This is a genomic window from Rhodanobacter sp. Soil772 (genome assembly GCF_001428385.1).
Lineage (GTDB): Bacteria > Pseudomonadota > Gammaproteobacteria > Xanthomonadales > Rhodanobacteraceae > Rhodanobacter.
In genome coordinates this window covers 1,206,523-1,229,652 of record NZ_LMSK01000001.1, presented here as the reverse complement: position 1 = coordinate 1,229,652, position 23,130 = coordinate 1,206,523, and the positions used below count along the sequence as shown (strand labels likewise).

General features: G+C 66.1%; 25 protein-coding genes. 11 read left to right on the top strand and 14 right to left on the bottom strand.

Annotated features, from left to right (window positions below):
- Positions 1-10 precede the first annotated feature (10 nt).
- A complete protein-coding gene (locus ASG75_RS05760; protein ID WP_056386523.1) occupies positions 11-1,336 on the bottom strand; it encodes a DEAD/DEAH box helicase in 1,326 nt (441 codons plus the stop codon).
- A 168-nt stretch (positions 1,337-1,504) separates the two neighbouring features.
- Positions 1,505-2,161 carry a class I SAM-dependent methyltransferase gene (locus tag ASG75_RS05755; protein ID WP_056386521.1) on the bottom strand — a complete coding sequence of 219 codons (657 nt, stop codon included), beginning with the start codon at positions 2,159-2,161 and terminating at the stop codon, positions 1,505-1,507.
- Between the two features lie 105 nt (positions 2,162-2,266).
- Here ASG75_RS05755 and ASG75_RS05750 point away from each other — a divergent pair, with 105 nt between their 5' ends.
- Positions 2,267-3,496, top strand: coding sequence for an MFS transporter (locus ASG75_RS05750; protein ID WP_056386520.1), 1,230 nt, complete (start codon positions 2,267-2,269; stop codon positions 3,494-3,496).
- A gap of 53 nt (positions 3,497-3,549) precedes the next feature.
- Positions 3,550-4,035 carry a peptidylprolyl isomerase gene (locus tag ASG75_RS05745; RefSeq protein WP_056386519.1) on the top strand — a complete coding sequence of 162 codons (486 nt, stop codon included), beginning with the start codon at positions 3,550-3,552 and terminating at the stop codon, positions 4,033-4,035.
- Between the two features lie 185 nt (positions 4,036-4,220).
- Here ASG75_RS05745 and ASG75_RS05740 read toward each other — a convergent pair whose 3' ends face one another.
- The 4 genes from ASG75_RS05740 to ASG75_RS05730 form a co-directional block, all read right to left on the bottom strand.
- A complete protein-coding gene (locus ASG75_RS05740) occupies positions 4,221-4,766 on the bottom strand; it encodes a C40 family peptidase (protein WP_056387067.1) in 546 nt (181 codons plus the stop codon).
- Between the two features lie 126 nt (positions 4,767-4,892).
- Positions 4,893-5,132 carry an energy transducer TonB gene (locus tag ASG75_RS15915; RefSeq protein WP_235580149.1) on the bottom strand — a complete coding sequence of 80 codons (240 nt, stop codon included), beginning with the start codon at positions 5,130-5,132 and terminating at the stop codon, positions 4,893-4,895.
- 26 nt (positions 5,133-5,158) lie between these two features.
- Positions 5,159-6,499, bottom strand: coding sequence for a hypothetical protein (locus tag ASG75_RS05735; RefSeq protein ID WP_056386516.1), 1,341 nt, complete (start codon positions 6,497-6,499; stop codon positions 5,159-5,161).
- Positions 6,500-6,724: 225 nt separating this feature from the next.
- Positions 6,725-8,077 carry a hypothetical protein gene (locus ASG75_RS05730; RefSeq protein ID WP_056386514.1) on the bottom strand — a complete coding sequence of 451 codons (1,353 nt, stop codon included), beginning with the start codon at positions 8,075-8,077 and terminating at the stop codon, positions 6,725-6,727.
- Between the two features lie 114 nt (positions 8,078-8,191).
- Between ASG75_RS05730 and hutG the strand changes: the two genes are divergently transcribed.
- Entirely contained in the window at positions 8,192-8,971 is a 780-nt protein-coding gene (hutG, locus tag ASG75_RS05725) for an N-formylglutamate deformylase (RefSeq protein WP_056386512.1), read from the top strand.
- Between the two features lie 188 nt (positions 8,972-9,159).
- Positions 9,160-9,429 carry a hypothetical protein gene (locus ASG75_RS05720; protein ID WP_056386511.1) on the top strand — a complete coding sequence of 90 codons (270 nt, stop codon included), beginning with the start codon at positions 9,160-9,162 and terminating at the stop codon, positions 9,427-9,429.
- A gap of 87 nt (positions 9,430-9,516) precedes the next feature.
- Here ASG75_RS05720 and ASG75_RS05715 read toward each other — a convergent pair whose 3' ends face one another.
- The 7 genes from ASG75_RS05715 to asnS all read right to left on the bottom strand — a co-directional run bounded on the left by ASG75_RS05715 (position 9,517) and on the right by asnS (position 15,613).
- Positions 9,517-9,948: a Rid family hydrolase gene (locus tag ASG75_RS05715; protein WP_056386508.1), complete on the bottom strand. Its 432-nt coding sequence runs from the start codon at positions 9,946-9,948 to the stop codon at positions 9,517-9,519.
- Complete coding sequence (gene can / locus ASG75_RS05710; protein ID WP_056386506.1) at positions 9,945-10,610, bottom strand: carbonate dehydratase; 666 nt, start codon at positions 10,608-10,610, stop codon at positions 9,945-9,947. Before can ends, ASG75_RS05715 begins: the two co-directional genes overlap by 4 nt.
- Positions 10,611-10,650: 40 nt before the next feature.
- Positions 10,651-12,138, bottom strand: coding sequence for an aldehyde dehydrogenase (locus ASG75_RS05705; protein WP_200935603.1), 1,488 nt, complete (start codon positions 12,136-12,138; stop codon positions 10,651-10,653).
- Positions 12,139-12,241: 103 nt separating this feature from the next.
- Positions 12,242-13,033, bottom strand: coding sequence for an SDR family oxidoreductase (locus tag ASG75_RS05700; protein ID WP_056386504.1), 792 nt, complete (start codon positions 13,031-13,033; stop codon positions 12,242-12,244).
- An 11-nt stretch (positions 13,034-13,044) separates the two neighbouring features.
- Positions 13,045-13,359, bottom strand: coding sequence for a hypothetical protein (locus ASG75_RS05695; protein ID WP_056386502.1), 315 nt, complete (start codon positions 13,357-13,359; stop codon positions 13,045-13,047).
- Positions 13,356-14,183 (bottom strand): MalM family protein, encoded by an 828-nt coding sequence (locus ASG75_RS05690; RefSeq protein WP_056386500.1) that lies wholly within the window; start codon positions 14,181-14,183, stop codon positions 13,356-13,358. Before ASG75_RS05690 ends, ASG75_RS05695 begins: the two co-directional genes overlap by 4 nt.
- 14 nt (positions 14,184-14,197) lie before the next feature.
- The gene (gene asnS, locus ASG75_RS05685) at positions 14,198-15,613 is read right to left on the bottom strand and encodes an asparagine--tRNA ligase (RefSeq protein ID WP_056386498.1); all 1,416 of its coding nucleotides are present in this window, start codon (positions 15,611-15,613) and stop codon (positions 14,198-14,200) included.
- A gap of 150 nt (positions 15,614-15,763) precedes the next feature.
- On the opposite strand from asnS, the gene ASG75_RS05680 reads away from it, so the two are divergent.
- The 6 genes from ASG75_RS05680 to radA all read left to right on the top strand — a co-directional run bounded on the left by ASG75_RS05680 (position 15,764) and on the right by radA (position 20,820).
- Complete coding sequence (locus tag ASG75_RS05680; protein WP_056386495.1) at positions 15,764-16,090, top strand: iron-sulfur cluster assembly accessory protein; 327 nt, start codon at positions 15,764-15,766, stop codon at positions 16,088-16,090.
- A 244-nt stretch (positions 16,091-16,334) separates the two neighbouring features.
- Positions 16,335-16,766, top strand: coding sequence for a 30S ribosomal protein S6 (gene rpsF / locus ASG75_RS05675; RefSeq protein WP_056386493.1), 432 nt, complete (start codon positions 16,335-16,337; stop codon positions 16,764-16,766).
- Positions 16,767-16,779: 13 nt separating this feature from the next.
- Positions 16,780-17,010, top strand: coding sequence for a 30S ribosomal protein S18 (gene rpsR, locus ASG75_RS05670; RefSeq protein WP_007081973.1), 231 nt, complete (start codon positions 16,780-16,782; stop codon positions 17,008-17,010).
- Positions 17,011-17,179: 169 nt separating this feature from the next.
- Positions 17,180-17,629 carry a 50S ribosomal protein L9 gene (rplI, locus tag ASG75_RS05665; RefSeq protein ID WP_056386490.1) on the top strand — a complete coding sequence of 150 codons (450 nt, stop codon included), beginning with the start codon at positions 17,180-17,182 and terminating at the stop codon, positions 17,627-17,629.
- A 291-nt stretch (positions 17,630-17,920) separates the two neighbouring features.
- A complete protein-coding gene (locus ASG75_RS05660) occupies positions 17,921-19,315 on the top strand; it encodes a replicative DNA helicase (RefSeq protein ID WP_056386488.1) in 1,395 nt (464 codons plus the stop codon).
- Positions 19,316-19,434: 119 nt separating this feature from the next.
- Complete coding sequence (gene radA / locus ASG75_RS05655; RefSeq protein WP_056386486.1) at positions 19,435-20,820, top strand: DNA repair protein RadA; 1,386 nt, start codon at positions 19,435-19,437, stop codon at positions 20,818-20,820.
- Positions 20,821-20,828: 8 nt separating this feature from the next.
- Here radA and ccsA read toward each other — a convergent pair whose 3' ends face one another.
- On the bottom strand, positions 20,829-21,626 hold the full coding sequence (ccsA, locus tag ASG75_RS05650) for a cytochrome c biogenesis protein CcsA (protein WP_056386485.1): 798 nt from the start codon (positions 21,624-21,626) through the stop codon (positions 20,829-20,831).
- Positions 21,627-21,723: 97 nt separating this feature from the next.
- Here ccsA and ffh point away from each other — a divergent pair, with 97 nt between their 5' ends.
- Positions 21,724-23,103 carry a signal recognition particle protein gene (gene ffh / locus ASG75_RS05645; RefSeq protein WP_056386483.1) on the top strand — a complete coding sequence of 460 codons (1,380 nt, stop codon included), beginning with the start codon at positions 21,724-21,726 and terminating at the stop codon, positions 23,101-23,103.
- Positions 23,104-23,130 lie beyond the last annotated feature (27 nt).

Here is a 23,130-nt window from a genome sequence, read left to right as displayed (position 1 = left end):
AAGCAATCGCTCAGGCCTTGGCGGCCGGGCGATGGCTGGAGCGGCGGCGCTGGTTGCCGGCGGCATGATCGCCGCGGCCTTGCGGCGCATAACCGTTCGGCCGGGCCGCGCCGGCGGTCTTGCCCTGTCGCGGCGCACGCGGCTGACGCTGACCGCCACCACCTTGCTTCGGACGCGGCGCACCGGCATCCACGCGCAGCGGGGCGGACGGCTCGTAACCGCTCACTGGCGTGATCGCGATGTCCTGCTTCAGCAGTTTGCGAATGTCGAACAGCAGGCCGGATTCGTCGTGACTGACCAGGGATACCGCGAGGCCTTCCATGCCGGCGCGACCGGTGCGGCCGATGCGGTGCACGTAGTCTTCAGCAACCGACGGCAGGTCGAAGTTGATCACGATCGGCAACTGCTCGATGTCGATGCCGCGGGCGGCGATGTCGGTGGCCACCAGCACGGTGACGCGGCCGCTCTTGAAATCGCTGAGCGCACGGGTGCGGGCGTTCTGGCTCTTGTTGCCGTGGATCGCGGCGGTGCGCAGGCCCGAGGCGTTGAGGAAGGTCACCAGCTTGTCGGCGCCGTGCTTGGTTCGGCTGAAAACCAGCGACTGGCGACGGCTGTCGACCGAGAGCAGGTGCAGCAGCAGGTCACGCTTGCGCGCGGCGTCGACCGGATGCACCTGATGGCTGACCAGGGTGGTGACGGTATTCGGCGCGGAGACCGAGATCTCGCGCGGGTTGTGCATGAAGTCCATCGCCAGCGTCTTGATCGCCGGCGCGAAGGTGGCCGAGAACAGCATGGTCTGGCGCTTCTTCGGCAGCGCCTGCAGGATGCGCTTCAGTGCCGGCAGGAAGCCCATGTCGAGCATGCGGTCGGCTTCGTCCAGCACCAGCGTTTCCACGGCGGACAAGTCCAGCGTGCGCTGCTGCATATGGTCCATCAGCCGGCCCGGGGTGGCGATGACGATGTCCACGCCGCGGCGCAGCGCGTTGATCTGCGGGCCCATGCTGACGCCACCGAAGATGGTGGTGGCGCTGACCTGGATGTGCTTGCCGTAGTCGCGCATGTTTTCGTGGATCTGCGCGGCCAGCTCACGGGTGGGGGTGAGGATCAATGCGCGCGGGCGGCGCGTCATGGTCTGGCCGCTGGTCGACAGCTTCTGCAGCAACGGCAGCGCGAACGCGGCGGTCTTGCCGGTACCGGTCTGGGCGGCGGCGAGCAGGTCGTGACCTGCCAGCGCGGGCGGAATCGCGGCGGACTGGATCGGGGTGGGCTGCGTGTAGCCGTAATCGGCAAGCGCACGCAACAACGCGGGCGCAAGGCCCAGCGAATCAAAAGACATGTAACACTCCTGAGCAACCCGGAGTGTTCATACCGTGTTGCAGACTAAGGGGAAGGGGCGGCGGTGTGCCGCAACAGTCATGAGGACGACTGCGCCGGCAAGTATAGCCGATCCGGCGGGATGGCGTGCGTTGGCGTGGTGTCAAGCTGAATGGGTGGCGAAATCGCTTCAGTGATGCGGTCGCGCCACGATCAGGTAACTGTTGAACGGGGTGCGCCCGCGCAGCGGCTCGATGCGCACGTGGAGCCCGGCATCCTGCAGCGGCGCGCGCAGTTCGTCGGCGCTCGGATAGTGTTGCGCGCCGCCGGGAATCCAGCCGGAGGTGCGCAGGAAGAACTCCTCGACACGCGTGACATGGAAGCGCCAGTTCGGCTCGCGCAGCACGTTGCGGATGATCAGGCAGCCCTCGGGCGCCAGGTGCCGGGCGGCTTCCCGCAGCAGGATGGGCTGGCGTTCGGCGGGCAGGTAGTGCAGTACGTCGAGCAGCGCGACATGGCCGTGCATCGGTGGCAACTCGGCCACGTCGGCATGGCGCAGGCTCATCAGCGCATCGAGTCCGGCACGCTGCACGGCCTGTTGCCCGGCGGCAATCTTGCGCGCGTCGTGATCCACGCCGAGGTAGGGCTGAGTGTGACCTAGCGTGTGCAGGTACAACCCGAGCAGGCCGATGCCGCAGCCGATGTCGAGCAGGGGTAGCGTCGTGCCGGCGACCAGCGTGGCCGTGGCCGCATAGACCGGGTCCCCGGCCAGCTTGCCCCGGACGTAGCCGCGTTGCAGGTGGCCGTCGTACAGATTGGCGATGTGTTGACGGCTGCGGCGGTCCATCCGGATCCCGGTTTTCGGCGATGGCGGCAGCCTAGGTCATCGGATGCACGAGTACCATCGTCGCCGGCGCGCCTTGTGCGTGAGGTCCCGTTCGGGGAGAGACCGATGTCGTTGCTTGCACCCTTGCGTGAACTCGATAGCGTCCAGCGGCACACGGTGCTGGCCAGTTTCCTGGGCTGGACACTGGATGCGTTCGATTATTTCCTGCTGACCTTCGTCATCGTCACGGTGGCGAAGGAGTTTCAGGTGGGTACGGCCGAGATCACCTACGCGCTGTTCCTGACCCTGGCCGCACGACCGTTGGGCGCGCTGCTGTTCGGGCGGCTGGCCGATCGTTTCGGGCGGCGGCCGATCCTGATGCTCGACGTGATCCTGTTCTCGTTGTTCGAGTTCGCCACGGCATTTGCCTCGTCGCTGACCGCCTTGCTGGTGCTGCGCTTCCTGTTCGGCGTCGCGATGGGCGGCGAATGGGGCATCGGCGCGTCGCTGGCGATGGAGTCGATACCGGCGAAAGCCCGCGGCGCGGTGTCGGGCCTGCTGCAAAGCGGCTACCCGTGCGGCTTCTTCCTCGCCGCGCTGGCGAACTGGTTGCTGGTCGACCATATCGGCTGGCGCGGCCTGTTCGTGATCGGTGCGATCCCGGCGCTGCTGGTGCTGTACATCCGCCGCAAGGTGCCGGAGTCGGCGGTCTGGAAGGAAGGCGCGCAGGCGAAGCGGCCCGGCCTGCTGGAGGCCATGCGCGGGCACTGGAAGCTGGCGATCTACCTGATGCTGCTGATGATGGCGTTCAACATGTTCAGCCACGGCTCGCAGGACATGTACCACACCTTCGAAGAGGTGAACCTGCACCTGCCCACCGGCTCGGCCGCCGCCTTTGTGCTGGTGGCGCTGCTGAATCTTGGCGCGCTGGTGGGCGGGCTGTATTTCGGTGCGTTGTCGGAACGGATCGGCCGGCGCAAGGCGATGATGATCGCCGCGCTGTTGGCGATACCGGTGATTCCGCTGTGGATGTACGGCGGCTCGCTGATCCTGCTGGGGCTGGGCGCGTTCCTGATCCAAGTGATGGTGCAGGGCGCCTGGGGCGTGGTGCCGACGCATCTGAACGAGTTGTCGCCGGCAGCGGTGCGCGGCACCCTGCCGGGGTTTGCCTACCAGATGGGCAACCTGCTGGCGGCGATCACTGCCACCGCGCAGACCTGGCTGGCGCAGCGGCATGGCGGCGATTTCGCGTTCGCGATGGCACTGTGGATGGTGCTGGTGGCGCTGCTGCTGGCATTGTTGCTGTGGCTCGGTCCGGAGGCGCGTGGCGTGGGCTTCGGCCATCATGAATCCTAGCCCGTCGGGCTACTGCTAGAATCCGCCGTTTGATCCCATCGACGAGACAGGCAATGAAGGCTGGCAAGGACAAGGTCATCGCAATCCACTACACGCTGACGGTGGATGGCGAAAAGGTTGAGAGCTCGCACGATCGCGACGAGCAGCTGTGGATCCTGCTTGGCCACGGCCAGCTGATCCCGGGCCTGGAAGCGGCGCTGGAAGGGCATGAAGCCGGCGAGACGCTGAGCGTGGACGTGGCGCCGGCCGATGGCTACGGCGAGCGCGAGGAAGGCCAGATCCAGCGCATGTCGAAGAAGTACTTCCCGCAGGCCAACCGGCTCAAGCCGGGCATGACCGCCGTGCTGCAGCTGAAGCAGGGCGGCCAGCGCGCGGTGACCGTGCACAAGGTCGGCATGAGCGCGATCGACGTGGACCTGAACCACCCGATGGCCGGCAAGACCCTGCGCTTCGATGTGGCCATCGGCGAAGTGCGCGATGCTACCGAGGAAGAGGTCACCCACGGCCACGCCCACGCGCCAGGCGCCGAAGCGCACTGAGTACGCTTCGATAAAGCAAAGCCACAACGGCGCCCGCTTCAATGAAGTGAAACCAAAACGGCACCCATGGTGCCGTTTTTCGTTTGCCCTCTCCCCCTGCGGGGGAGAGTTGGGGAGGGGATCTCCAAGCCTCCAAAAACTTGTTGACCGCCCCCGCGAAAGCGTTGCGCGCGAGAGCTCCACCCTCAATCCAGCACCCGCCGCCCATAAGCGAAATGATCCCCCCAGTACGGCCCGTCGATATCGTCCAGCCGCACCGTGCCGCCGCTGTTCGGCGCGTGCACGAAACGGCCCTTGCCGACGTATACGCCGACATGGCTGATCGCGCCGCCGATGTCGAAGAACACCAGGTCGCCGCTGGCCAGTTGAGCCATCTTGCGCACCTTGTGGGCGTCCATCGAGGCCATCTCGTGCGAGGTGCGCGGCAGCTTGATGCCGGTGGCGGTGCGGTAGATGTAGTCGATCAGGCCGCTGCAGTCGAAGCCGCCGGCGGGGGTATTGCCGCCCCAGCGGTACGGTGTGCCGACCAGCCCGATCGCGCGGAACAGGATGTCGTTCGCCTCCCCGGCGCTGGCGGCCGAGGGTGCGCGCGGCGGCAGATCGGCCAGCGCCGAGTGCGAGGTCTTGTAGGTGGGCTGGCGCCGCTGCGGGCTGCTGGCGCAGGCGGCCAGCAAGATGATCGCAGAGAAAAGCAGCACCCAGCGCGCGACCTGCGGTAGCGGTAACGACAGGGGAAATCGGGCGACGGGCTGCGGACTCACGAGACAACCTCGGCGTGGGGCGTGCCGAGGTTATCAATTCAATAATTCATATGCAAATCAATACACTTTTTTGCATTTTAAATTCAGTTTCTCAACTTAATCCTTGCCGGTCCCGCCTGGAAGCGGCGTCAGGTCGAATTTGACCGGCACGCGCGCGTAGCCGTCGATCGGCTTCCCGCCCTTCATCTGCGGATTGAAGTGCCATTGCCTTGCCGCATCACTGGCGGCGGCGATCAGGTCGGCGGACGTGGTGGTGCTGTGCTTTGGATAAGCGGCTTTGTGTCGCCCCGCGAGGTGCCGGGTATCGCGCCCGTGGCGCCGGTGCCGATCCGGCATGCAAGCGTGCTTGCCGAGGCCTGGGACTAGTGCACCGTGATGATCTTTTGGGATAAGGTTCTCCCGCGGATGTCCCAGGCGCGCAGGCGATAGCGTCCGGGGCGAAGATAGAGCTTGCTCGCGGCGTCGCCCTGCATGAACGCGTAGCGGTCGGCAGTGATGGCTTCGTCGGGCTCGTTGACGTAATGCGCATCGACGACGCAAGGGAAGCGTGTCTTGCACAGTGTCGTCCTGATCGCATACGGGATGCGCCCGTTGCTCAGGGTCAACCAGTCGGGGCGCTGCTTGTTGAGGTGATTCGCCAGCATGAGATGGTCGCGATCGGTGTCGCGCACGGTCGTCAATAGCTGGATGTAACCACTCTCGACGCCGCCTGTGTCGGCGGGAGGCAGCAATACGTTGAGGTCATACCGCTCGGGATGATCGCTCCAGGGCCTGCCTGTGGTGCGGTTGACCAATACGGTGGGGCCGTTCGGCGGGAAATCCCTGATCAGTTTCTGATAGGCATCCGGTTTGCCGGGAAGCTGCTCGCGAAACTGGGTCTGGTCGATCGACAGCGGTTCGATGCCGGTCAGTTGCTGCAGGTGCATGGCCATCGGCGCCGTATTACCCAAGCGTCCCTTTGCCTTGTCGATGTGCGCGTAACCGGCATGCACGAAGAGCCGGGCGTGGGGATCCCTTGCGAATACCTTCCGGTACAGGTTGTTCGCTTGTCCGGCTTCGCGATCCTGCATCGTGCCGGTGTCCGCGTCGTAGGACACCAGAGTGAACCCCAACTTGATCGCTGTCCGCACGATGTCGCCGTAGGTGGGTTCGTGCAGGTACTCGGTGCCGCTGTCCTTGACCGGATAGCCGCGCTGCATCAGCTGGTCATCTTTGTTCGAGAGAGCTTCCACGGCGAAGTAATTGAACCCGAGTGCACGCAGCCGAGGTAGCAGGGCCAGCGTCAGCTGCCGGGTGTGGGCGTCGTGATGTGCTTCGTTGATCAGCACGATGCGGCGGTCGGCGGCGAGTTCCGTAATGACCTCGGCGGCATCGGCGGGTTTCCACTCGGCCGGCGTCGGCAAAGTGGCGTCCACCGCGATATAGCTCTTCAGCGGGAAGTCGTGGACAGCCTCGTTGTAAAGCCCCAGTTCGTTCTCGACCGAAGCGAACATCTGCATCGCCAGCTGCTGGTCGGAGACAGGAAGCTTCGGTATCTCCCTGATCAGATATGCGTAGCGTGCCAGGTCGTTGGGCTGTTGCTTCAGCTCGTGGAACATGCTGACCGCGTCCGGGCTGTAATCCTGCGCGGATACGGGCGCAGTCGGCGACATGGCAAGGCCGACCGCGATGAAAGCCACTCGGGGAGCCATCCAGTTCGGCATGGTCGAGTCTCGGGATGATTTACGGCCAGCGTGCCCCTGAACCTGCCGCCGGGCAAGTACCAATCAGATCGAATCTGTCTGCTGCAACAGCCCGATGAATGCCTCGCGCAGTGATGTGTTGTCGAATCGGTTTGGCGGGAGTTTCCGGAAGCCACACAAAATCGGTGCGCACGGACCGGCGGAGGGGGCGAGCCGAACCGGCTTCATATATGCCAGGACCCGGGATCAGCGTTCCCTGATCGTGATGACCTGCTGAGACAAGGTCCTGCCGCGGATATCCCAGGCGCGCAGTCGGTAGCGACCGGGCCGCAGGTACAGCTTGCTCACGGTATCGCCCTGCATGAAGGCGTAACGGTCAGCGGCGATGGCGTCCTCATCTTCGTCGACGTAGTGCGCATCGACGACGCAAGGCGTGGTGACCCGGCACAGCGTCGTGCTGATCGTGTACGGGAAACGCTCGTCGTTCAGAGTGAGCCACTCCGGGCGCTGCGTATTGACGAAGTGCGCCAGCATGGACTGCTGATTGCGAACCATGTCGTGCACGATCGTCGATGGCTGGGTATAGCCACTCTCGACGGCACCCTGGCCGGCAGCGGGTGGCAGCAGCACGTTGACGTCGTATTGCCCCGGATGGGCGCTCCATGGTTTGCCGGTGGTGCGATCGATCAGAACGAAGGGGCCTTTGGAAGGGAAGCTCTTGACCAGCTCCGTGTAGGCGTCCGGTTCGCTCGGGATCTGCTCGCGGAATTGGGTCTGATCGATCGACAGTGGCACGATGCCGGTCAGCTGCTGCAGCTGCATGGCCATCGGTGCAGTGTTGCCCAGGCGCCCTTTTGCCTTGTCGATATGTGCGTAGCCGGCGTGGACGAACAGTCGGGCGCCAGGATCCTTGGCGAACACTTTCCGGTACAGGTTTTTGGCTTGCCCGGTTTCGCGTTCCAGTGTGGTGCGGCTGTCCACGTCATAGGACACCACTTTGAAGCCCAGCTTGATCGCCATGCGCACGATCTCGCCATACGAGGGCTCGTGGAGGTATTCGCTGCCGCTGGTCCCGGTTGGGTAGCCGCGGTTCATCAACCTGGTGTCTTTGTCGAGCAGCGCCTCCGCCGCGAAATAGTCGAATCCGAGCGCGCGCAGATGTGGCAACAGGGCCAGGGTGAGTTGCCGGGTATGGGCGTCGTGGTGCGCCTCGTTGATCAGGACGATGCGATGGTCAGCAGCCTGCTGGGTGATGACGTCGATGGCGTCGGCAGCCTTCCATCGTGCCGCCGTGGGGATGGCGGTATCCGCCGCCACATGGCTCTTGAGTGGAAAGTCGCGAAGCGCTTCGTTGTAAAGGCCCAGCTCGTTCTCGACCGAGGCGAACATCTGCATGGCGAGCGGCCGGTCGGCGGCGGGAAGCGCCTGCACCGTCTTGACCAGGTAGACGTAGCGGGCCAGGTCGTTGGGCTGTTGCCTCAGCCCGTGGAACATCTCGATGGCGGCAGGGCTGAAGTCCTGCGCCAGCGCCGACGGGACAAGCGGCGTGATCATGCAGAGCGCAATGGAAACCATTCGAAACGGCACGCTGACCGGCATGTTCAACCCCCGTGGATGACCCGTGGCTAGCGTGCCTGCGTACGCTCCGGCAGGCAAGCCTCCGTCCGGTCCCGGCGGAAACGAGACTGATGAAGCATTGAGTACAATGCGCCGATGACCACATTCACCTTGCAGCGTGGCCGCGTGCCGATGCTGATCAGCCTGCCGCACGACGGCAGCTTCATTCCCGACGACATCGCCGCGCGGATGCAGCCGGTGGCGCGTCGTGCGCCGGACACCGACTGGCATGTCGGCCGGCTGTACGAACCGTTGGCCCAGGCGCTGGGCGCCAGCGTGCTGAAGCCGAAGGCTTCGCGCTACGTGATCGACCTGAACCGCCCCGCCGATGGTCATGCGCTGTACCCGGGGCAGCGCGAGACCGGTCTGGTACCGGCGATCGGCTTCGACGGGGAGCCGTTGTACCGGAGCGGCAGCGAACCGGATGCTGCCGAAATTCAACGGCGCATAAACGATTACTGGCGGCCTTACCATCAGGCCATCGCGCAGGAACTTGCACGGCTGTGCGCGGAGCACGGTCGGGCGGTGCTGTGGGAAGGGCATTCGATCCGCAGCCGGGTACCCATGCTGTTCGAGGGGCGGTTGCCGGATTTCAACCTCGGCACGGCAGCCGGCACCAGTTGCGACCCGGCGCTGCAGGCGCGCCTGCAGGCTTGTCTGGAGTCGCAATCGCGTTTCAGTTTTGCCGTCAACGGCCGCTTCAAGGGCGGTTACATCACGCGTCATTACGGCACGCCGGCGACCGGCGTGCAGGCCGTGCAACTGGAGCTGGCGCAGCTCAACTACATGGACGAGGAAAGCTTCGCGTACGACGAGGCGAAGGCGCCGGCGGTGCAGGACTTGATCGGCCGGATGTTGCAGGCCTGTCTGGCCTGAGCGTAAGTAATTGCGAGCGTAATCGGGCGCGGCAAAAGTCAAGATCCTGTGTGCGTGTTGCGCAGGAAACCGCGTGTTGCATTCAGCCTTGGTATCCCATCGGCGTCGCATCGTCGGTTTGTCGCGCCACCCGAGTCGCCGGGTTCCGGCCGGGTTCGCGATACCTTAATCGTCCGAGGCTCGACATCATGATGCGTAAACTTCTGATCGCTTCCCTGCTTGTGGCGGGCGTTGCGCTTTCCGGTTCCGTGCTGGCCCAGGCTGCTGCCCCGCAGACGGCTGCTCCGGCGGCACAGGAAACTCCTGCGGCGACTCCCGCTGCGGCGGCCGACACCGCGCCGAAGACCACCATGCACCACAAGTCGCACCACAAGTCGCACCACAAGTCCCATCACAAGAGCCACAAGGCGGCGGCCCCTGCCGCGAACCCGGCTCCGGCGGCGACGTCGGCTGGTTGATCGTGTTGTCGTGAATCGAGACCCCGCCGGTGCAGACCGGCGGGGTTTTTCATGCATGCGGCTTGCCCGCGTGCCGATCGAGGCGGATCAGCGCGGCTGCGCCGGCAGGGCGGCAACGCACTTCAGCTCGATCGCGATCGGCGTCGGCAGCGCGCTGATGCCCAGCGTGGTGCGGCAGGCGTCGACGCCGGCGAAATATTCCGCATACAGCCGGTTGTAGATGGCGAAGTCGCGCTGCATGTCGGTGAGGAACACGGTGACGTCGACCAGGTCGGTCCAGGCGGCGCCGCTGGCTTCGAGCACGGCGCGCACGTTGGCGAACACTTGCCGGCACTGTGCTTCGATGTCGTAGTCGACCAGCCGGCCATCCGCGTCGCAGACGTTGCCGGGAATCGCGTTGCTGCCGGGTTGGCGCGGACCCACGCCAGACAGGAACAGCAGGTTGCCGACACGCCGGGCGTGCGGGTAGGCGCCGACCGGCGCGGGGGCGGCGTCGGTGCGGATGCTGTCGCCGTTCATGCGGCGCCTGCCCAGCGCCGGGTGAGCTCGGCCACGGCCTGGTGATAGGCCTCGGGCAGTTGCTCGCGTCCGCGCACATCGAGGCCCAAGTCATGGATGTGGCCATTGTCCAGGCCGTAAATCCACGCATGCACGGCCAGCTGCTGGCCGCGCTCCCACGCTTCGCGCACCACCGTGGTGTGGCACACGTTGAGCGCCTGTTCGAGCGCATTCAGTTCGCACAGGTGCGCATGGCGCATCGCGAACGACTGCGCCGGATCGAGCTTGTCGGCATGCTTCATGGCAATGTCGGTGATGTGCCTGAGCCAATTGTCGATCAGGCCCAGGCGGCTTTCCTTCAGCACGGCGCCGACGCCACCGCAACCGTAATGACCCACCACCAGGATGTGCTTTACCTGCAGCACGTCGACCGCGAATTGGATGGTGCTCAGCGCGTTCAGGTCGGTATGCACCACCACGTTGGCCACGTTGCGATGCACGAAGATCTCGCCCGGCGGCAGGTCGACGATCTGGGTGGCCGGTACGCGCGAGTCCGAGCAGCCGATCCACAAGTAGCGCGGCGCTTGCTGCTGCGAGAGCTGTTCGAAAAAGGTCGGGTCTTGCGCGGTGACCTGTTCGGCCCAGCGCCGGTTTTTGGCAAGCAGGTCTTTCAGTGAATTCATCGGGATTCCGAATGTTCGGGCTCGCGCATGCGCGTGCGCCCTAGGGTTGTACGGACGACGCGCCGTAGGCGATGCAGATGTTTTTCGGCTCGGTGAAGAAGTGCAGCGCTTCGCTGCCGCCTTCGCGACCGAGCCCGGATTGCTTGGCGCCGCCGAACGGCGTGCGCAGGTCGCGCAGCAGCCAGCAGTTGATCCACACGATGCCGAATTCGAGCTGGCCGGCGAGCCGGTGCGCGCGGGACAGGTCCTGCGTCCACAGCGAGGCGGCCAGGCCGTAGCGGCTGTCGTTGGCGATCGCCAGCGCCTCGGCCTCGTCCTCGAACGGGATCAGGCTGACCACCGGGCCGAAGATCTCCTGCTGGTTGGTCTGCGCCGCGGACGACAGGCCTTCGATCACGGTCGGCGCGATGAACCAGCCGTCGGCGCAGCGGCCGGGCAATGTGATCGCCTCGCCGCCGCACAGCACGTGGCCGCCTTCGGCGCGGGCCTGTTCGATGCAGCCGAGCACCTTGTCGTAGTGCGCTTGCGAGACCATCGCGCCGAGGTCGCTGTCGGCGTCGCCCGGATCGCCCACGCGCAGCGCCTGCACGCGCGCGAGGTAGCGTTCGCGGAAGGCTTCGAGGATCGAGCGCTGCACCAGCAGGCGCGAGCCGCACAGGCAGATCTCGCCCTGATTGGCGAAGCCCGAGCGCACGATGGTGTCCAGGTTCGCGTCGGAAAGATCGGCATCGGCGAACACGATCGCCGGATTCTTGCCGCCCATTTCCAGCGAGACTTTCTTGAACTGCGCGGCGGCCGCGCTGGCGATGCGCGTGCCGGTGGCCGTGCTGCCGGTGAAGGAGATTGCCTTCACCGCCGGATGCTCCACCAGCGCCTGGCCCACGCTGGGGCCGCGGCCCTGCACGATGTTCAGCACGCCGGGCGGAAAGCCGGCCTCGATGCTCAGCTCGCCGAGCAGGGCGGCGGTGCACGGCGTCACTTCCGACGGCTTGGCCACCACCGTGTTGCCGGCGGCCAGGGCCGGCGCGATCTTCCAGGTGAACAGGTACAGCGGCAGATTCCACGGACTGATGCAGCCGACCACGCCGAGCGGCTGGCGCAAGGTGTAGTTGATCGCGCCGGTGCCCATGGCGCCGGCTTCCATCGCGTGCGATTCGCTGCCCCAGCCGATGATCGCGGCGGCGAAGTAACGCAGGTTGCTGACCGCGCGCGGGATGTCGAGCCGGCGCGCGAGGCTCAGCGGCTTGCCGTTGTCGCGCGATTCCAGCGCGGCGAACTCCTCCAGCCGCGCCTCGACCAAGTCGGCCAGCCGCTGCAGCAGGTGTGCGCGCTGTTCGATCGGCGTGCCGGCCCAGCCAGGCGCGGCACGGCTGGCGGCGGCGACCGCAGCGGCGACGTCCGCCGCACCGGAATCGGGGCAGTGCGCAAATACCGCACCGGTGGCCGGCTCGTGCACCTCCAGCCATGCATCGTGGTGGGGCGCCTGCAGGCGACCGTCGATCAGATTGGCTAGGCGCGGGATGGACATCGGGACAAGCTTAAAACCAGCGTGCCGCAATTGCACCGGACGCCGGCGTATGCGCGGGGCGAGATGGGAAGCGGGTGGCGCGCGCCGAAGCGTTGGCCCGGGCTCAACTCAACGCGCGCGTGCGGCCGCCATCCACCGCGATGCTGACGCCGTTGACGTAGGCGGCGGCGGGAGTGCACAGGAACGCGATCACGGCGGCCACTTCGCTGGCTTCGCCGAAGCGGCGGGCGGGTACCGTTGTCAGCATGGCCTGGGCGATCACGTCGCCGTCGCGGCCGCTGGCGGCGGCTTGCGCGGCGAGCAGGCTGTCGAGGCGGCTGGTGCGGGTGTAGCCGGGCAGCACGTTGTTGACCGTGATGCCGTCGGCGGCCAGTTCGGCGGACAGGGTCTTGGCCCAGCCGGCGACGGCGGCGCGCACGGTGTTGGACACGCCCAGCCCCGCGATCGGTTCCTTCACCGAGGTGGAGATCACGTTGACGATGCGACCGTAGCCACTGGCGCGCATGCCGGGCAGCAGCGCCTGCAGCAGGGTCTGGCCGGCTAGCAGATGCTGGCGGAACGCGATCTCGAAGGCCGCGGGTTCCGCGCTGTGCGCCGGGCCGTTGGGTGGCCCGCCGGTGTTGTTGATCAGGATATGCACCGCGGCGCCGGCGGCGATGTCGATAGCCGTCGCCTGCAGGCTGGCGGTGTCCAGCATGTCCACGCTGCGCCAGTCATGCCGTTGCCCGGCATGCGTCCGCGGCAGGCTTTCGGCAACCAGCTTGAGCCTGTCGGCCGAGCGCGCCAGCAAGGTGACGCTGGCACCCAGTTCGGCCAGTTCGATCGCGCTGGCCTGACCGATGCCTTGCGAGGCGCCGCAAACCAGCGCATGACGTCCACTCAGATCCAGTTGCATGTCTTGTTCCCTCAGTGCAGCCACAGCCGCATCGCCAGCGCGGCGAGCCAGCAGAGCCAGCCCATCCACTGACTGTAACGCCATACCAGGCACCAGCGGTCGATGGCGGTGTCGCCCAGCGCGGGCAGGGCCGGGGAGCGCAGGATCTGCTGCATGCGGGCCCAGACGCGGAATCCGGAAAGCCGGCCCTGCGCGGCGGCGACGATGACCTGCCAGTGTTGCGGATAGCGTTTGCGCAGCAGCGCGGCGACCCGGAACGGCGCCACGTACGACAGCACGAACAGGCCGACGCCGCTGGCCAGCAGCGCGAGATAGAGGACGATCATGGCGAACTGGGGTGGTTGGCCTTGCCGTTGTTGCCGTTGCTCCAGGGCAGCGGCAACGCGGTGCGCAGGGTGTTGAGCACGCCGCCGCCCTTCGCCGCCTTCTTGCAGATCGCGTTGGCCAGGGCCTTTTCGTAGGTCTTGTTCATCATGCCGACCCACAGCGCGCCGTCCGGGCCGTGCGGGATGCTGAAGCTGCCGGCGGAGTTCATCTGCAGCGACGCGGTGGTGGAACTGGAGATCGAGGCGGGCGACTGTTCCCAGTAGGTCTTGCCCGACTGCTGCTCGGCCGAGCTGTAGACCAGCAGGTAACGCGCCTGCGCGCTGTCGATCTTCAGGCTGCCGAAGGCGCCGCTCGTCTCGTCACTCCAGCCCATGTGTTCGCACAGCCCGATGTCCTCGGAGCGGATCGGCTGAAAGCCCTCGTCCAGCAGTACCACGGTGGGCGCGAACAGGTAGCTGGCGTGCAGCCAGCGGCCGTTCAATTCCGACTTCAGGGCGACCTTGTACGGCAGTTTCACGTCGGCCGGCAGGCGGAAGGCGAGGAAGTAGCTTTGCGTGCCATTGAGGTTGGCGACCATGCTGCCGCTGCCCAGCACGAACTTCTGCGGCTGCCACGGCAGCATGCTGCGGTAGGAGAAGTCGGCGAAGCTGCTGCAGCACGGCGCGGCCTGCATCAGCTGCAACTGGGCCAGCTTCAGCGCGTCGCCGGTATTTTCCGACGGCGGGCGCAGGTTCGGCGGCAGCAAGGCCTTGGCCGTGTGGCAGCCGCCCAGCAAGGCAGCGAGGGCCAGCACGGCGGCGATGGCGGGGGGTCGAAGCGACATGGCGGTTGGGTTGCTCAGAATTCGGCCGTTCCGGCGGCGCGGGGGTAGGGGATGGCATCGCGGATGTTGGACAGGCCGCAGATGTAGACCAGCAGGCGCTCGAAGCCGAGGCCGAAGCCGGCATGCGGTACCGTGCCATAACGGCGCAGATCGCGGTACCAGCCATAGGTCGCCGGATCGAGTCCGAACTGGATCATGCGGCGGTCGAGGTAGTCCAGCCGCTCCTCGCGTTGGCTGCCGCCGATGATCTCGCCGATGCCCGGCGCCAGCACGTCCATCGCCGCGACCGTCTTCTCGTCATCGTTCAAGCGCATGTAGAAGGCCTTGATCGCCTCGGGGTAGTTCATCACGACCACGGGACGGCCGATATGTTTCTCGGCCAGGTAACGTTCGTGCTCGGTCTGCAGGTCGATGCCCCAGGCCACGGGGTATTCGAACTTCTGCCCGGACTTCTGCAGGATCGTGATGGCGTCGGTGTAGTCGATGCGCTCGAACGGCTTGGCGATGAACGCCTCCATCCGGCTGATCGCATCCGGCTGCACGCGCTCGGCGAAGAACGCCATGTCGTCCGGACGCTCGTCCAGCACGGCCTTGAAGATCGCTTTCAGGAACGCCTCGGCGCAGTCCGCGTCGGCGGCGAGGTCGGCGAACGCGATCTCCGGCTCGACCATCCAGAACTCGGCCAGGTGACGCGGGGTGTTGGAGTTCTCGGCGCGGAAGGTGGGACCGAAGGTGTAGACCTTGCTCATCGCCAGCGCGTACGCCTCGACGTTGAGCTGGCCAGACACGGTGAGGAACGCCTCGCGGCCGAAGAAATCCTTGCGGAAGTCGATCTTGCCCTTGTCGTCGCGCGGCAGGTTGGCCAGGTCCAGCGTGGACAGCCGGAACATGTCGCCGGCGCCCTCGGCATCCGAGGTGGTGATGATCGGCGTGTTGATCCAGAAAAAGCCCTGCTCGGTGAGGTGGCGATGGATCGCCGTCATCATGGTGTGGCGCACCCGGGTCACCGCGCCGAACAGGTTGGTGCGCGGGCGCAGGTGGGCGACCTCGCGCAGGAATTCCATGGTGTGCTGCTTGGGCTGGATCGGGTAGGTTTCCGGATCGTCGACGAAGCCGGTGACGATGACCTCGTTCGCCTGCAGTTCGAAGGCCTGGCCCTTGCCCTGCGACGCCACCAGGATGCCGCTGACGATCACGCCGGCGCCGGCGGTGAGGTGCTTCACCTCGCTGTCGTAATTGGCCAGGGTGGCCGGTACTACCGCCTGGATCGGGTCGAAGCAGGAGCCGTCGGTGACGTTGACGAAGGACAGGCCGGCCTTGGAGTCGCGGCGGGTGCGCACCCAGCCGCGCACGGTCACCGCGCTGCCGGCGTCGAGCTTGCCGGAAAGAGCCTGCTTCACGCTGCATAGCGTCGGACTGACCACGGCCATCGATTGAAACTCCTGCAGGAGCGCCGCATGTCGGCGCGTGGATAGATGAACGGCGGTGCGTGGCGGCACGCAAGGCCAAACCGGCATGATAATGTAGCTGTTGCCTGCGCCGCGACTTTCCGGGCCACTTGTCGAGGTCGATCCACCGCCATGAGCATCACCATCACCCCCGCTGCCAACGAACGCATGCGCCACTTCCTGGCCGGCACGCCGACGGCGGCCGGCGTGCGCTTCGGCGTCAAGCGCACCGGCTGTTCCGGTTTCGCCTACGTGGTGGACCTGGCCGAGGTAGTCGGCAAAGACGATCAGCTGGTCGAGGTGGACGGGTTGCCGCTGATCGTCGACGGCAAGAGTCTGGCCATGGTCGAGGGCACCGTGATCGACTTCCAGCGGCAGGGCCTCAACGCCAGCTTCGTGTTCCACAACCCGAATGCCACCGGTGAATGCGGCTGCGGCGAGAGCTTCACGGTCAGTTGAGCCAGGGGTGCAGGGCGAGCGGCGGGAGCCGGTTTCCGACGTGGCATGGCGGCTCGTACCGGTTTTGACGCCTTCGTTACCCGCCTCTGGCCCCTTTATCCTTCAATAACTTGCGCGTGGCCACCTGGCCCGCTTACAATCCCGCTTCTGTCCGCACCGAAAAGTGCCGGCAGGACACTTGCCTCACCGCACCAGCGGGAGGCTGCGAGGCCGCAAGGCCGCATCCACAAGGAGTCAACCCACAATGACCCTGCGTCATTACGAAGTTGTGTTCATGGTCCACCCTGACCAGAGCGAGCAGGTTCCGGCGATGCTCGAGCGCTACAAGGCGCTGATCGAGACCGACGGCGGCAAGATCCACCGCCTGGAAGATTGGGGCCGCCGTCAGCTGGCGTATCCGATCGTGAACCTGGCCAAGGCACATTACGTGCTGCTCAACATCGAAGTAAGCCAGAACGCACTGAACGAGCTGGAGTCGGGCTTCCGCTTCAACGACGCCGTGCTGCGCCATCTGGTGATCCGTCGCGACGAGGCCGATACCGAGCCGTCCTTCATCCTGAAGTCGAAGGAAAAGGATGATGCCAAGTCCACCCGTCGCCGCGACGACGAGGGTGATGGCGAAGGCCGCGGCCGTGACCGCGATGACCGCGACAACCATCGCGACAGCGACGACTGATCAGGAGCACAACATGTCCAAGTTTTTCCGCCGCCGCAAATTCTGCCGCTTCACTGCCGAAGACGTGAAGGAGATCGACTACAAGGATCTCAACACCCTGCGCCAGTACGTCACCGAGAACGGCAAGATCGTGCCGAGTCGCATCACCGGCACCAAGGCCCGCTACCAGCGTCAGCTGGCGACCGCGATCAAGCGCGCGCGCTTCCTCTCGCTGCTGCCGTACACCGACAACCACGACGTCTGATGACGTCGTTCGGGATTCGGGATTGGGGATTCGGGATTAGGTAAAAGCAGCGGGTTCGCCGCATCGCGCTTTTCCGAATCCCGAATCCCGTCTCCCGAATCCCGGCCCTTCGGACAACCGTCCTCTGGCTGCGCCGGGCCACACCGGTGCTAACGAACAGGAAAGCATCATGGAACTCATTCTTCTGCAGAAAGTCCGCAACCTCGGCACGCTCGGCGACAAGGTCGTCGTGAAGCCCGGTTACGGCCGCAATTACCTGCTGCCGCAGGGCAAGGCCGTGCGCGTCAACGCCGCCAACCTGGCCGCGTTCGAACAGCGTCGTGCCGAATACGAGGCCAAGGCCAACACGGCACTGGCCGATGCCGAAGCACGCAAGGCCAAGCTGGCCGATGTCTCGGTGACCATCTCCGCGCACGCCAGTGCGGAAGGCAAGCTGTTCGGTTCGGTCGGCCCGCGCGATATCGCCGAGGCGCTGGCTGCTGCCGGTCAGGCCGTGCACAAGGGTGAAGTGATCCTGGGCGAAGGCCCGCTTCGCAACACCGGCGAGTACGACGTGGTGGTGAGCCTGCACGCCGACGTGCAGACCACGGTCAAGGTGATCGTGGTCAGCGACAAGTAAGCGCGAGCCGCTGTTCCAGATTGCAAGTCGACGGGCGCCCCAGGGCGCCCGTCGTCTTTCTGCGGAAGGGATCGCGGGGGTGATCGCCGGCGGGAAGCCCGGAAGTGGTTCGCTCCAGCGCGTCGCGGTGTGTTTGTCGCGCCGATTTATCCCCAGCAACGCACAGCTTATCCACAGACTTATTGTCTCGACGGGTGAGACGTCGCCGCGCATGATGGTGTCGGTATGACTACCCGCGAGGTGTCGGCGTGTCGCGTGCCGGTCGTGGGGCAATTCTCCTGAGGTAAGTCGATGTCCTTCGTGCCCGAGCGCAAACCTTCCTCTCCTGCCATCGAGGCGCTGCGCGTACCGCCGCATTCGATCGATGCCGAACAGGCGGTGCTGGGCGGCCTGATGCTGGCGCCGGATGCGCTGGACAAGGTTGCCGACCGGCTTGCCGAGAACGACTTCTACCGCAAGGACCACCGGCTGATCTGGCGCGCGATCAACGAGCTGGCGAACAAGGGCATGCCGTGCGACGCGGTGACCCTGGGCGACTGGTTCGAGAGCAACGGCATGGCCGAGATGGTCGGCGGCGCCGGTTATCTGATCGAGCTGGCCAACAGCACGCCCAGCGCGGCCAACATCGCCGCGTACGCCGAGATCGTGCGCGAGAAATCGGTGCTGCGCCAGCTGATCGACGCCGGCACCTCGATTACCGAGGACGGCTATCGACCCGAGGGCAAGAGCGTGCACGAGGTGCTGGAAAGCGCCGAGCAGCGCGTGTTCCACATCGCCGAATCCGGCGCGCGCGGCAAGAAGGATTCCGTCACGATGCGCGAGGCGGTGAAGGACGCGTTCCGCCTGCTCACCGAGCGCTACGAAAACCGCGGCCAGCTCACCGGCGTCAGCACCGGCTTCACCGACCTGGATGCGCTCACCTCCGGCCTGCAGCCGTCGGACCTGATCATCGTGGCGGCGCGTCCGTCGATGGGCAAGACCGCGTTTGCGCTGAACATCGCCGAGGCCGCCGCGCTGGGCGGCAAGAAGGCGGTGGTGGTGTTCTCGATGGAGATGTCCTCATCGCAGCTGGCGTTCCGCCTGATTTCCTCGGTGGGTCGCATCCACCAGCAGCACCTGCGCAACGGCACTCTCGAAGAAGAGGACTGGCCGCGTGTCTCCAACGCGATCGCGCTGCTCTCCGACGCCAAGATCTTCATCGACGACACGCCCAGCCTGTCGCCGGTGGAGCTGCGCTCGCGCGCACGGCGCCTGCACCGCGAGCACGGCGGGCTGGGCCTGATCGTGATCGACTACCTGCAGCTGATGCAGGTGCCCGGCAACAAGGAAAATCGCGCCACCGAGATCTCGGAAATCTCGCGTTCGCTGAAGGGGCTGGCCAAGGAACTGAACGTGCCGGTGGTTGCCCTGTCGCAGTTGAACCGCTCGCTGGAGCAGCGCGCCGACAAGCGCCCGATGATGTCCGACCTGCGCGAGTCCGGCGCGATCGAGCAGGACGCCGACGTGATCATGTTCATCTACCGCGACGAGTACTACAACAAGGAATCGCCCGACAAGGGCGTCGCCGAAATCATCATCGGCAAGCAGCGCAACGGTCCCACCGACACCTGCAAGCTGACTTTCCTCGGCCACTACACCCAGTTCGTGAACTACGCGTCGGATTCGTTCGTCGGATCGTTCGATTGAGCGCGGGGACTCGCGTGGTCGGCGGCGAAAGCTGACAGCTTCCTGCGCTGAAGCGTCTCGCCGTTTGCGATGATCGCGGGCTAAGCTCGCTTCTTTCACGTATCCAGCTGGAAATCCGCATGGCCAAAGCCAAGACCGCCTATGTCTGCACCGACTGCGGGGCCGAACATCCAAAGTGGCAGGGCTCGTGCGTCGAGTGCGGGGCATGGAACACGCTCAGCGAGATCGTGCTGACGCCGGCCTCGGCAGCGAAGTCGTCGATGGGGGCGCAGCGTTCCAGCTATGCCGGCGCGGCCGCGGGCGCACCGCGCATCACGCCGCTGACCGCGGTGGCGTTGACCACCGAGGCGCGCACGCTGACCGGCATCGGCGAACTGGACCGGGTGCTCGGCGGCGGCCTGGTGCAGGGTTCGGTGGTGCTGATCGGCGGCGACCCGGGTATCGGCAAGTCGACCCTGTTGCTGCAGATGCTCGGTACGCTGGGCGCACATCTGCCCAGCGTGTATGTCACCGGCGAGGAGTCGCTGTCGCAGGTGGCCGCACGTGCGCAACGTCTCGGCCTGCCGCTGGAGCCGCTGCAGGCACTGGCCGAGACCTGCATCGAGCGGGTTCTCGAACAGGCGATGGCGACGCGTCCGCGGGTGCTGGTGATCGACTCGATCCAGACCATCTGGACGGAATTGCTGACCGCCGCACCGGGCTCGGTATCGCAGGTGCGCGAGTCGGCGGCCAAGCTCACGCGCTTTGCCAAGGAAACCGGCACCTCGGTATTCCTGGTCGGCCATGTCACTAAGGAGGGCGGCATCGCCGGTCCGCGCGTGCTCGAGCACATGGTCGACGCGGTGCTGTACTTCGAGGGCGAATCCGGTTCGCGCTTCCGTGTGCTGCGCGCGTTCAAGAACCGCTTCGGCGCGGTCAACGAACTGGGCGTGTTCGCGATGTCGGACAAAGGCCTGCGCGAGGTGCCGAACCCGTCGGCGATCTTCCTGTCGTCGCACTCGGGGCCGACCTCGGGCAGCGCCGTGATGGTCACGCGCGAAGGCACCCGGCCGCTGCTGGTCGAGGTGCAGGCGCTGGTGGACCAATCCTCGCTGGGCAATCCGCGCCGGGTCACCCTCGGGCTGGAGCAGAACCGGCTGGCGATGCTGCTGGCCGTGCTGCATCGGCACGGCGGCGTGGCAGCCTACGACCAGGACGTGTTCGTCAACGTGGTCGGCGGCATCCGCGTGCAGGAAACCGCGGCGGACCTGCCGGTGCTGCTGGCGGTGCTGTCGTCGCTGCGCGACCGGCCATTGCCGGAGCACACGGTCACCTTCGGCGAAGTGGGCTTGTCCGGCGAGATCCGTCCGGTGCCGAACGGCGAGGAGCGCCTTAAGGAAGCCGCCCACCATGGCTTCCGCCGCGCGATCGTGCCGAAGGCGAACGCGCCGAAGAAGGGCAAGGTCGGCGAAATGGACGTGGTCGGGGTGGAGCGCTTGGGCGAGGCGATCGACGCCTGCCGCTGAGCGTGCGGCTACATGCCGCGATGCAGGATCAGTTCCAGCACCGCCTTGCTGCCGAAGAACGCCAGCACCAGTGCTGCCATCCCGATCAGGGTCAGGTTGACCGCGCGCGCGCCGCGCCAGCCGTGTCGCCAGCGGCCGTACAGCAGCACGCCGAACATCAGCCAGGCCACGATCGACAGCACGGTCTTGTGTGCCAGGTGCTGGCTGAACAGGTCGTCGACGAACAGCACGCCGGTGAGCAGGGTCAGCGTGAGCAGCACGAAGCCGGCGCTGATCAGGCGGAACAGCAGGGCTTCGGTCAGCGTCAGCGGCGGCAGCGCGCGCAGCCAGCGGCCGAACTGGCGGTGGCGCAGCGCACGCTCCTGGATCGCCAGCAAAATCGCCAGCGCGGCGGCGATCGACAGCACGCCGAACGCCACCAGGGCCACCGTGACATGCAGCTTGATCTGCCAGCCCATCGGTTGCGGCAGGGTCGCCGGCGCCAGGAAGCTGTCCACCGCGACGAGCGCGGCGGTCAGCGGAAACACGATCACGCCGAGTGCGGCAACCGGGCGCGAGGCGTTCACCAGCAGGGTCAGCGCCGAGACGACGAACGCCACCAGCGACAGCGCCGCGAAGAAGTGCAGGTCCAGCGCGCCGCGGTGCATGCCCAGCAGGATCCCGGCATGCACCAGCACCGCGGCGCCAGCCAGCCCCAGTGCCAGCCGGTTCAACGGTTTGCCGCCACTCAGCAACGGACGGGCCAGCCCTCCCGCGGCGGCGAGGTAGAGCGCGATGGCGGTCAGGGCCAGAACGTGGATGGTCATAGCCGCGCAGTGTCGCACAGGGCCATGCCGGCGTGCATGCGGAGCGGGGGCGATCCGTCCGCTATAATCGCGGACTTTCCTGTTTGCCGGTTCCGTCATGTTCGAGTCGCTCAGCCAACGTCTTTCCACCACGGTCAATCGCCTGCGCGGTCGCGGCCGGCTGACCGAGGAAAACATCCGCGAGGCCCTGCGCGAAGTGCGCATCGCCTTGCTGGAAGCGGATGTGGCGCTGCCGGTGGTACAGGCGCTGATCCAGCGGATCAAGGTGCGCGCGGTCGGCCAGGACGTGATCAAGAGCCTGTCGCCGGGCCAGGCGCTGGTGAAGGTGGTCAGCGACGAGCTGACCGTGGTGATGGGTACCGCCAACACCGAACTGAACCTGGCCCAGCAGCCGCCGGCGGTGGTGCTGATGGCCGGCCTGCAGGGCGCCGGCAAGACCACCACGGTGGCCAAGCTGGCGCGCCTGCTGACCGAGCGCAAGAAGAAAAAGGTGATGGTGGTCAGCTGCGACGTCTACCGTCCGGCCGCGATCGAGCAACTGCGTACGCTGGCCGAGCAGGTCGGAGTGAAGTTCTTCCCGTCCGAGGCGGGCCAGGACCCGGTCGCCATCGCGAAGGCCGCTGTTGCCGCGGCCCGCCGCGAAGTGGTCGACGTGCTGATTGTCGACACCGCCGGCCGTCTGCACGTGGACGAGGCGATGATGGCCGAGATCAAGGCGCTGCATGCCGCGATCACGCCGATCGAAACCCTGTTCGTGGTCGACTCGATGACCGGCCAGGACGCCGCCAACACGGCCAAGGCGTTCAACGAAGCGCTGCCGCTGACCGGCGTGATCCTGACCAAGACCGATGGCGACGCCCGCGGCGGCGCAGCGCTGTCGGTGCGTTACGTGACCGGCAAGCCGATCAAGTTCCTCGGTGCCGGCGAGAAGACCGACGCGCTGGAACCGTTCCATCCGGATCGTCTGGCCCAGCGCATCCTCGGCATGGGCGACGTGCTGTCGCTGGTCGAGGAAGTCGAGCGCAAGGTCGATCAGGACAAGGCGCAGAAGCTGGCCCAGAAGGTGATGAAGGGCAAGCGCTTCGACCTGAACGACATGAAGGACCAATTGGAACAGATGGGCAACATGGGCGGTCTGGCCGGGCTGATGGACAAGCTGCCGGGCGTGTCCGGCCTGCCGGACAGCGTCAAGTCCAAGGTCAACGACGGCGAAATGAACAAGATGATCGCGATCATCTGTTCGATGACCAAGAAGGAACGCCGCCACCCGGACCTGCTGAACGGCTCGCGCCGCGCCCGCGTGGCGCGCGGTTCGGGCACCCAGCCGGCCGACGTCAACCGCCTGCTCAAGCAGTACATGCAGATGGAAAAGATGATGTCCAAGCTGTCCAAGGGCGGCACGAAGGGCCTGATGCGGCAGATGCGCGGCGCCATGAAGGGCATGGGCGGCATGGGCGGGCTGCCGCCGATGCGCTGAAGATCGCCGGAGTTAGCCTGAAGCCGG

What these genes read in the sequence shown, in the direction of transcription:
- ASG75_RS05700 (WP_056386504.1), bottom strand. Translation starts at nt 13,033, where the DNA reads ATGCAACTGGATCTGAGTGGACGTCATGCGCTGGTTTGCGGCGCCTCG.
- ASG75_RS05730 (WP_056386514.1), bottom strand. Translation starts at nt 8,077, where the DNA reads ATGCCGGTCAGCGTGCCGTTTCGAATGGTTTCCATTGCGCTCTGCATG.
- ASG75_RS05705 (WP_200935603.1), bottom strand. Translation starts at nt 12,138, where the DNA reads ATGTCCATCCCGCGCCTAGCCAATCTGATCGACGGTCGCCTGCAGGCG.
- ASG75_RS05690 (WP_056386500.1), bottom strand. Translation starts at nt 14,183, where the DNA reads ATGTCGCTTCGACCCCCCGCCATCGCCGCCGTGCTGGCCCTCGCTGCC.
- hutG (WP_056386512.1), top strand. Translation starts at nt 8,192, where the DNA reads ATGACCACATTCACCTTGCAGCGTGGCCGCGTGCCGATGCTGATCAGC.
- rpsR (WP_007081973.1), top strand. Translation starts at nt 16,780, where the DNA reads ATGTCCAAGTTTTTCCGCCGCCGCAAATTCTGCCGCTTCACTGCCGAA.
- asnS (WP_056386498.1), bottom strand. Translation starts at nt 15,613, where the DNA reads ATGGCCGTGGTCAGTCCGACGCTATGCAGCGTGAAGCAGGCTCTTTCC.
- ASG75_RS05755 (WP_056386521.1), bottom strand. Translation starts at nt 2,161, where the DNA reads ATGGACCGCCGCAGCCGTCAACACATCGCCAATCTGTACGACGGCCAC.
- ASG75_RS05750 (WP_056386520.1), top strand. Translation starts at nt 2,267, where the DNA reads ATGTCGTTGCTTGCACCCTTGCGTGAACTCGATAGCGTCCAGCGGCAC.
- can (WP_056386506.1), bottom strand. Translation starts at nt 10,610, where the DNA reads ATGAATTCACTGAAAGACCTGCTTGCCAAAAACCGGCGCTGGGCCGAA.
- rplI (WP_056386490.1), top strand. Translation starts at nt 17,180, where the DNA reads ATGGAACTCATTCTTCTGCAGAAAGTCCGCAACCTCGGCACGCTCGGC.
- ccsA (WP_056386485.1), bottom strand. Translation starts at nt 21,626, where the DNA reads ATGACCATCCACGTTCTGGCCCTGACCGCCATCGCGCTCTACCTCGCC.
- ASG75_RS05680 (WP_056386495.1), top strand. Translation starts at nt 15,764, where the DNA reads ATGAGCATCACCATCACCCCCGCTGCCAACGAACGCATGCGCCACTTC.
- rpsF (WP_056386493.1), top strand. Translation starts at nt 16,335, where the DNA reads ATGACCCTGCGTCATTACGAAGTTGTGTTCATGGTCCACCCTGACCAG.
- ASG75_RS05735 (WP_056386516.1), bottom strand. Translation starts at nt 6,499, where the DNA reads ATGCCGAACTGGATGGCTCCCCGAGTGGCTTTCATCGCGGTCGGCCTT.
- ASG75_RS05660 (WP_056386488.1), top strand. Translation starts at nt 17,921, where the DNA reads ATGTCCTTCGTGCCCGAGCGCAAACCTTCCTCTCCTGCCATCGAGGCG.
- ffh (WP_056386483.1), top strand. Translation starts at nt 21,724, where the DNA reads ATGTTCGAGTCGCTCAGCCAACGTCTTTCCACCACGGTCAATCGCCTG.
- ASG75_RS05695 (WP_056386502.1), bottom strand. Translation starts at nt 13,359, where the DNA reads ATGATCGTCCTCTATCTCGCGCTGCTGGCCAGCGGCGTCGGCCTGTTC.
- radA (WP_056386486.1), top strand. Translation starts at nt 19,435, where the DNA reads ATGGCCAAAGCCAAGACCGCCTATGTCTGCACCGACTGCGGGGCCGAA.
- ASG75_RS05720 (WP_056386511.1), top strand. Translation starts at nt 9,160, where the DNA reads ATGATGCGTAAACTTCTGATCGCTTCCCTGCTTGTGGCGGGCGTTGCG.
- ASG75_RS05715 (WP_056386508.1), bottom strand. Translation starts at nt 9,948, where the DNA reads ATGAACGGCGACAGCATCCGCACCGACGCCGCCCCCGCGCCGGTCGGC.
- ASG75_RS05760 (WP_056386523.1), bottom strand. Translation starts at nt 1,336, where the DNA reads ATGTCTTTTGATTCGCTGGGCCTTGCGCCCGCGTTGTTGCGTGCGCTT.
- ASG75_RS05745 (WP_056386519.1), top strand. Translation starts at nt 3,550, where the DNA reads ATGAAGGCTGGCAAGGACAAGGTCATCGCAATCCACTACACGCTGACG.
- ASG75_RS15915 (WP_235580149.1), bottom strand. Translation starts at nt 5,132, where the DNA reads ATGCCGGATCGGCACCGGCGCCACGGGCGCGATACCCGGCACCTCGCG.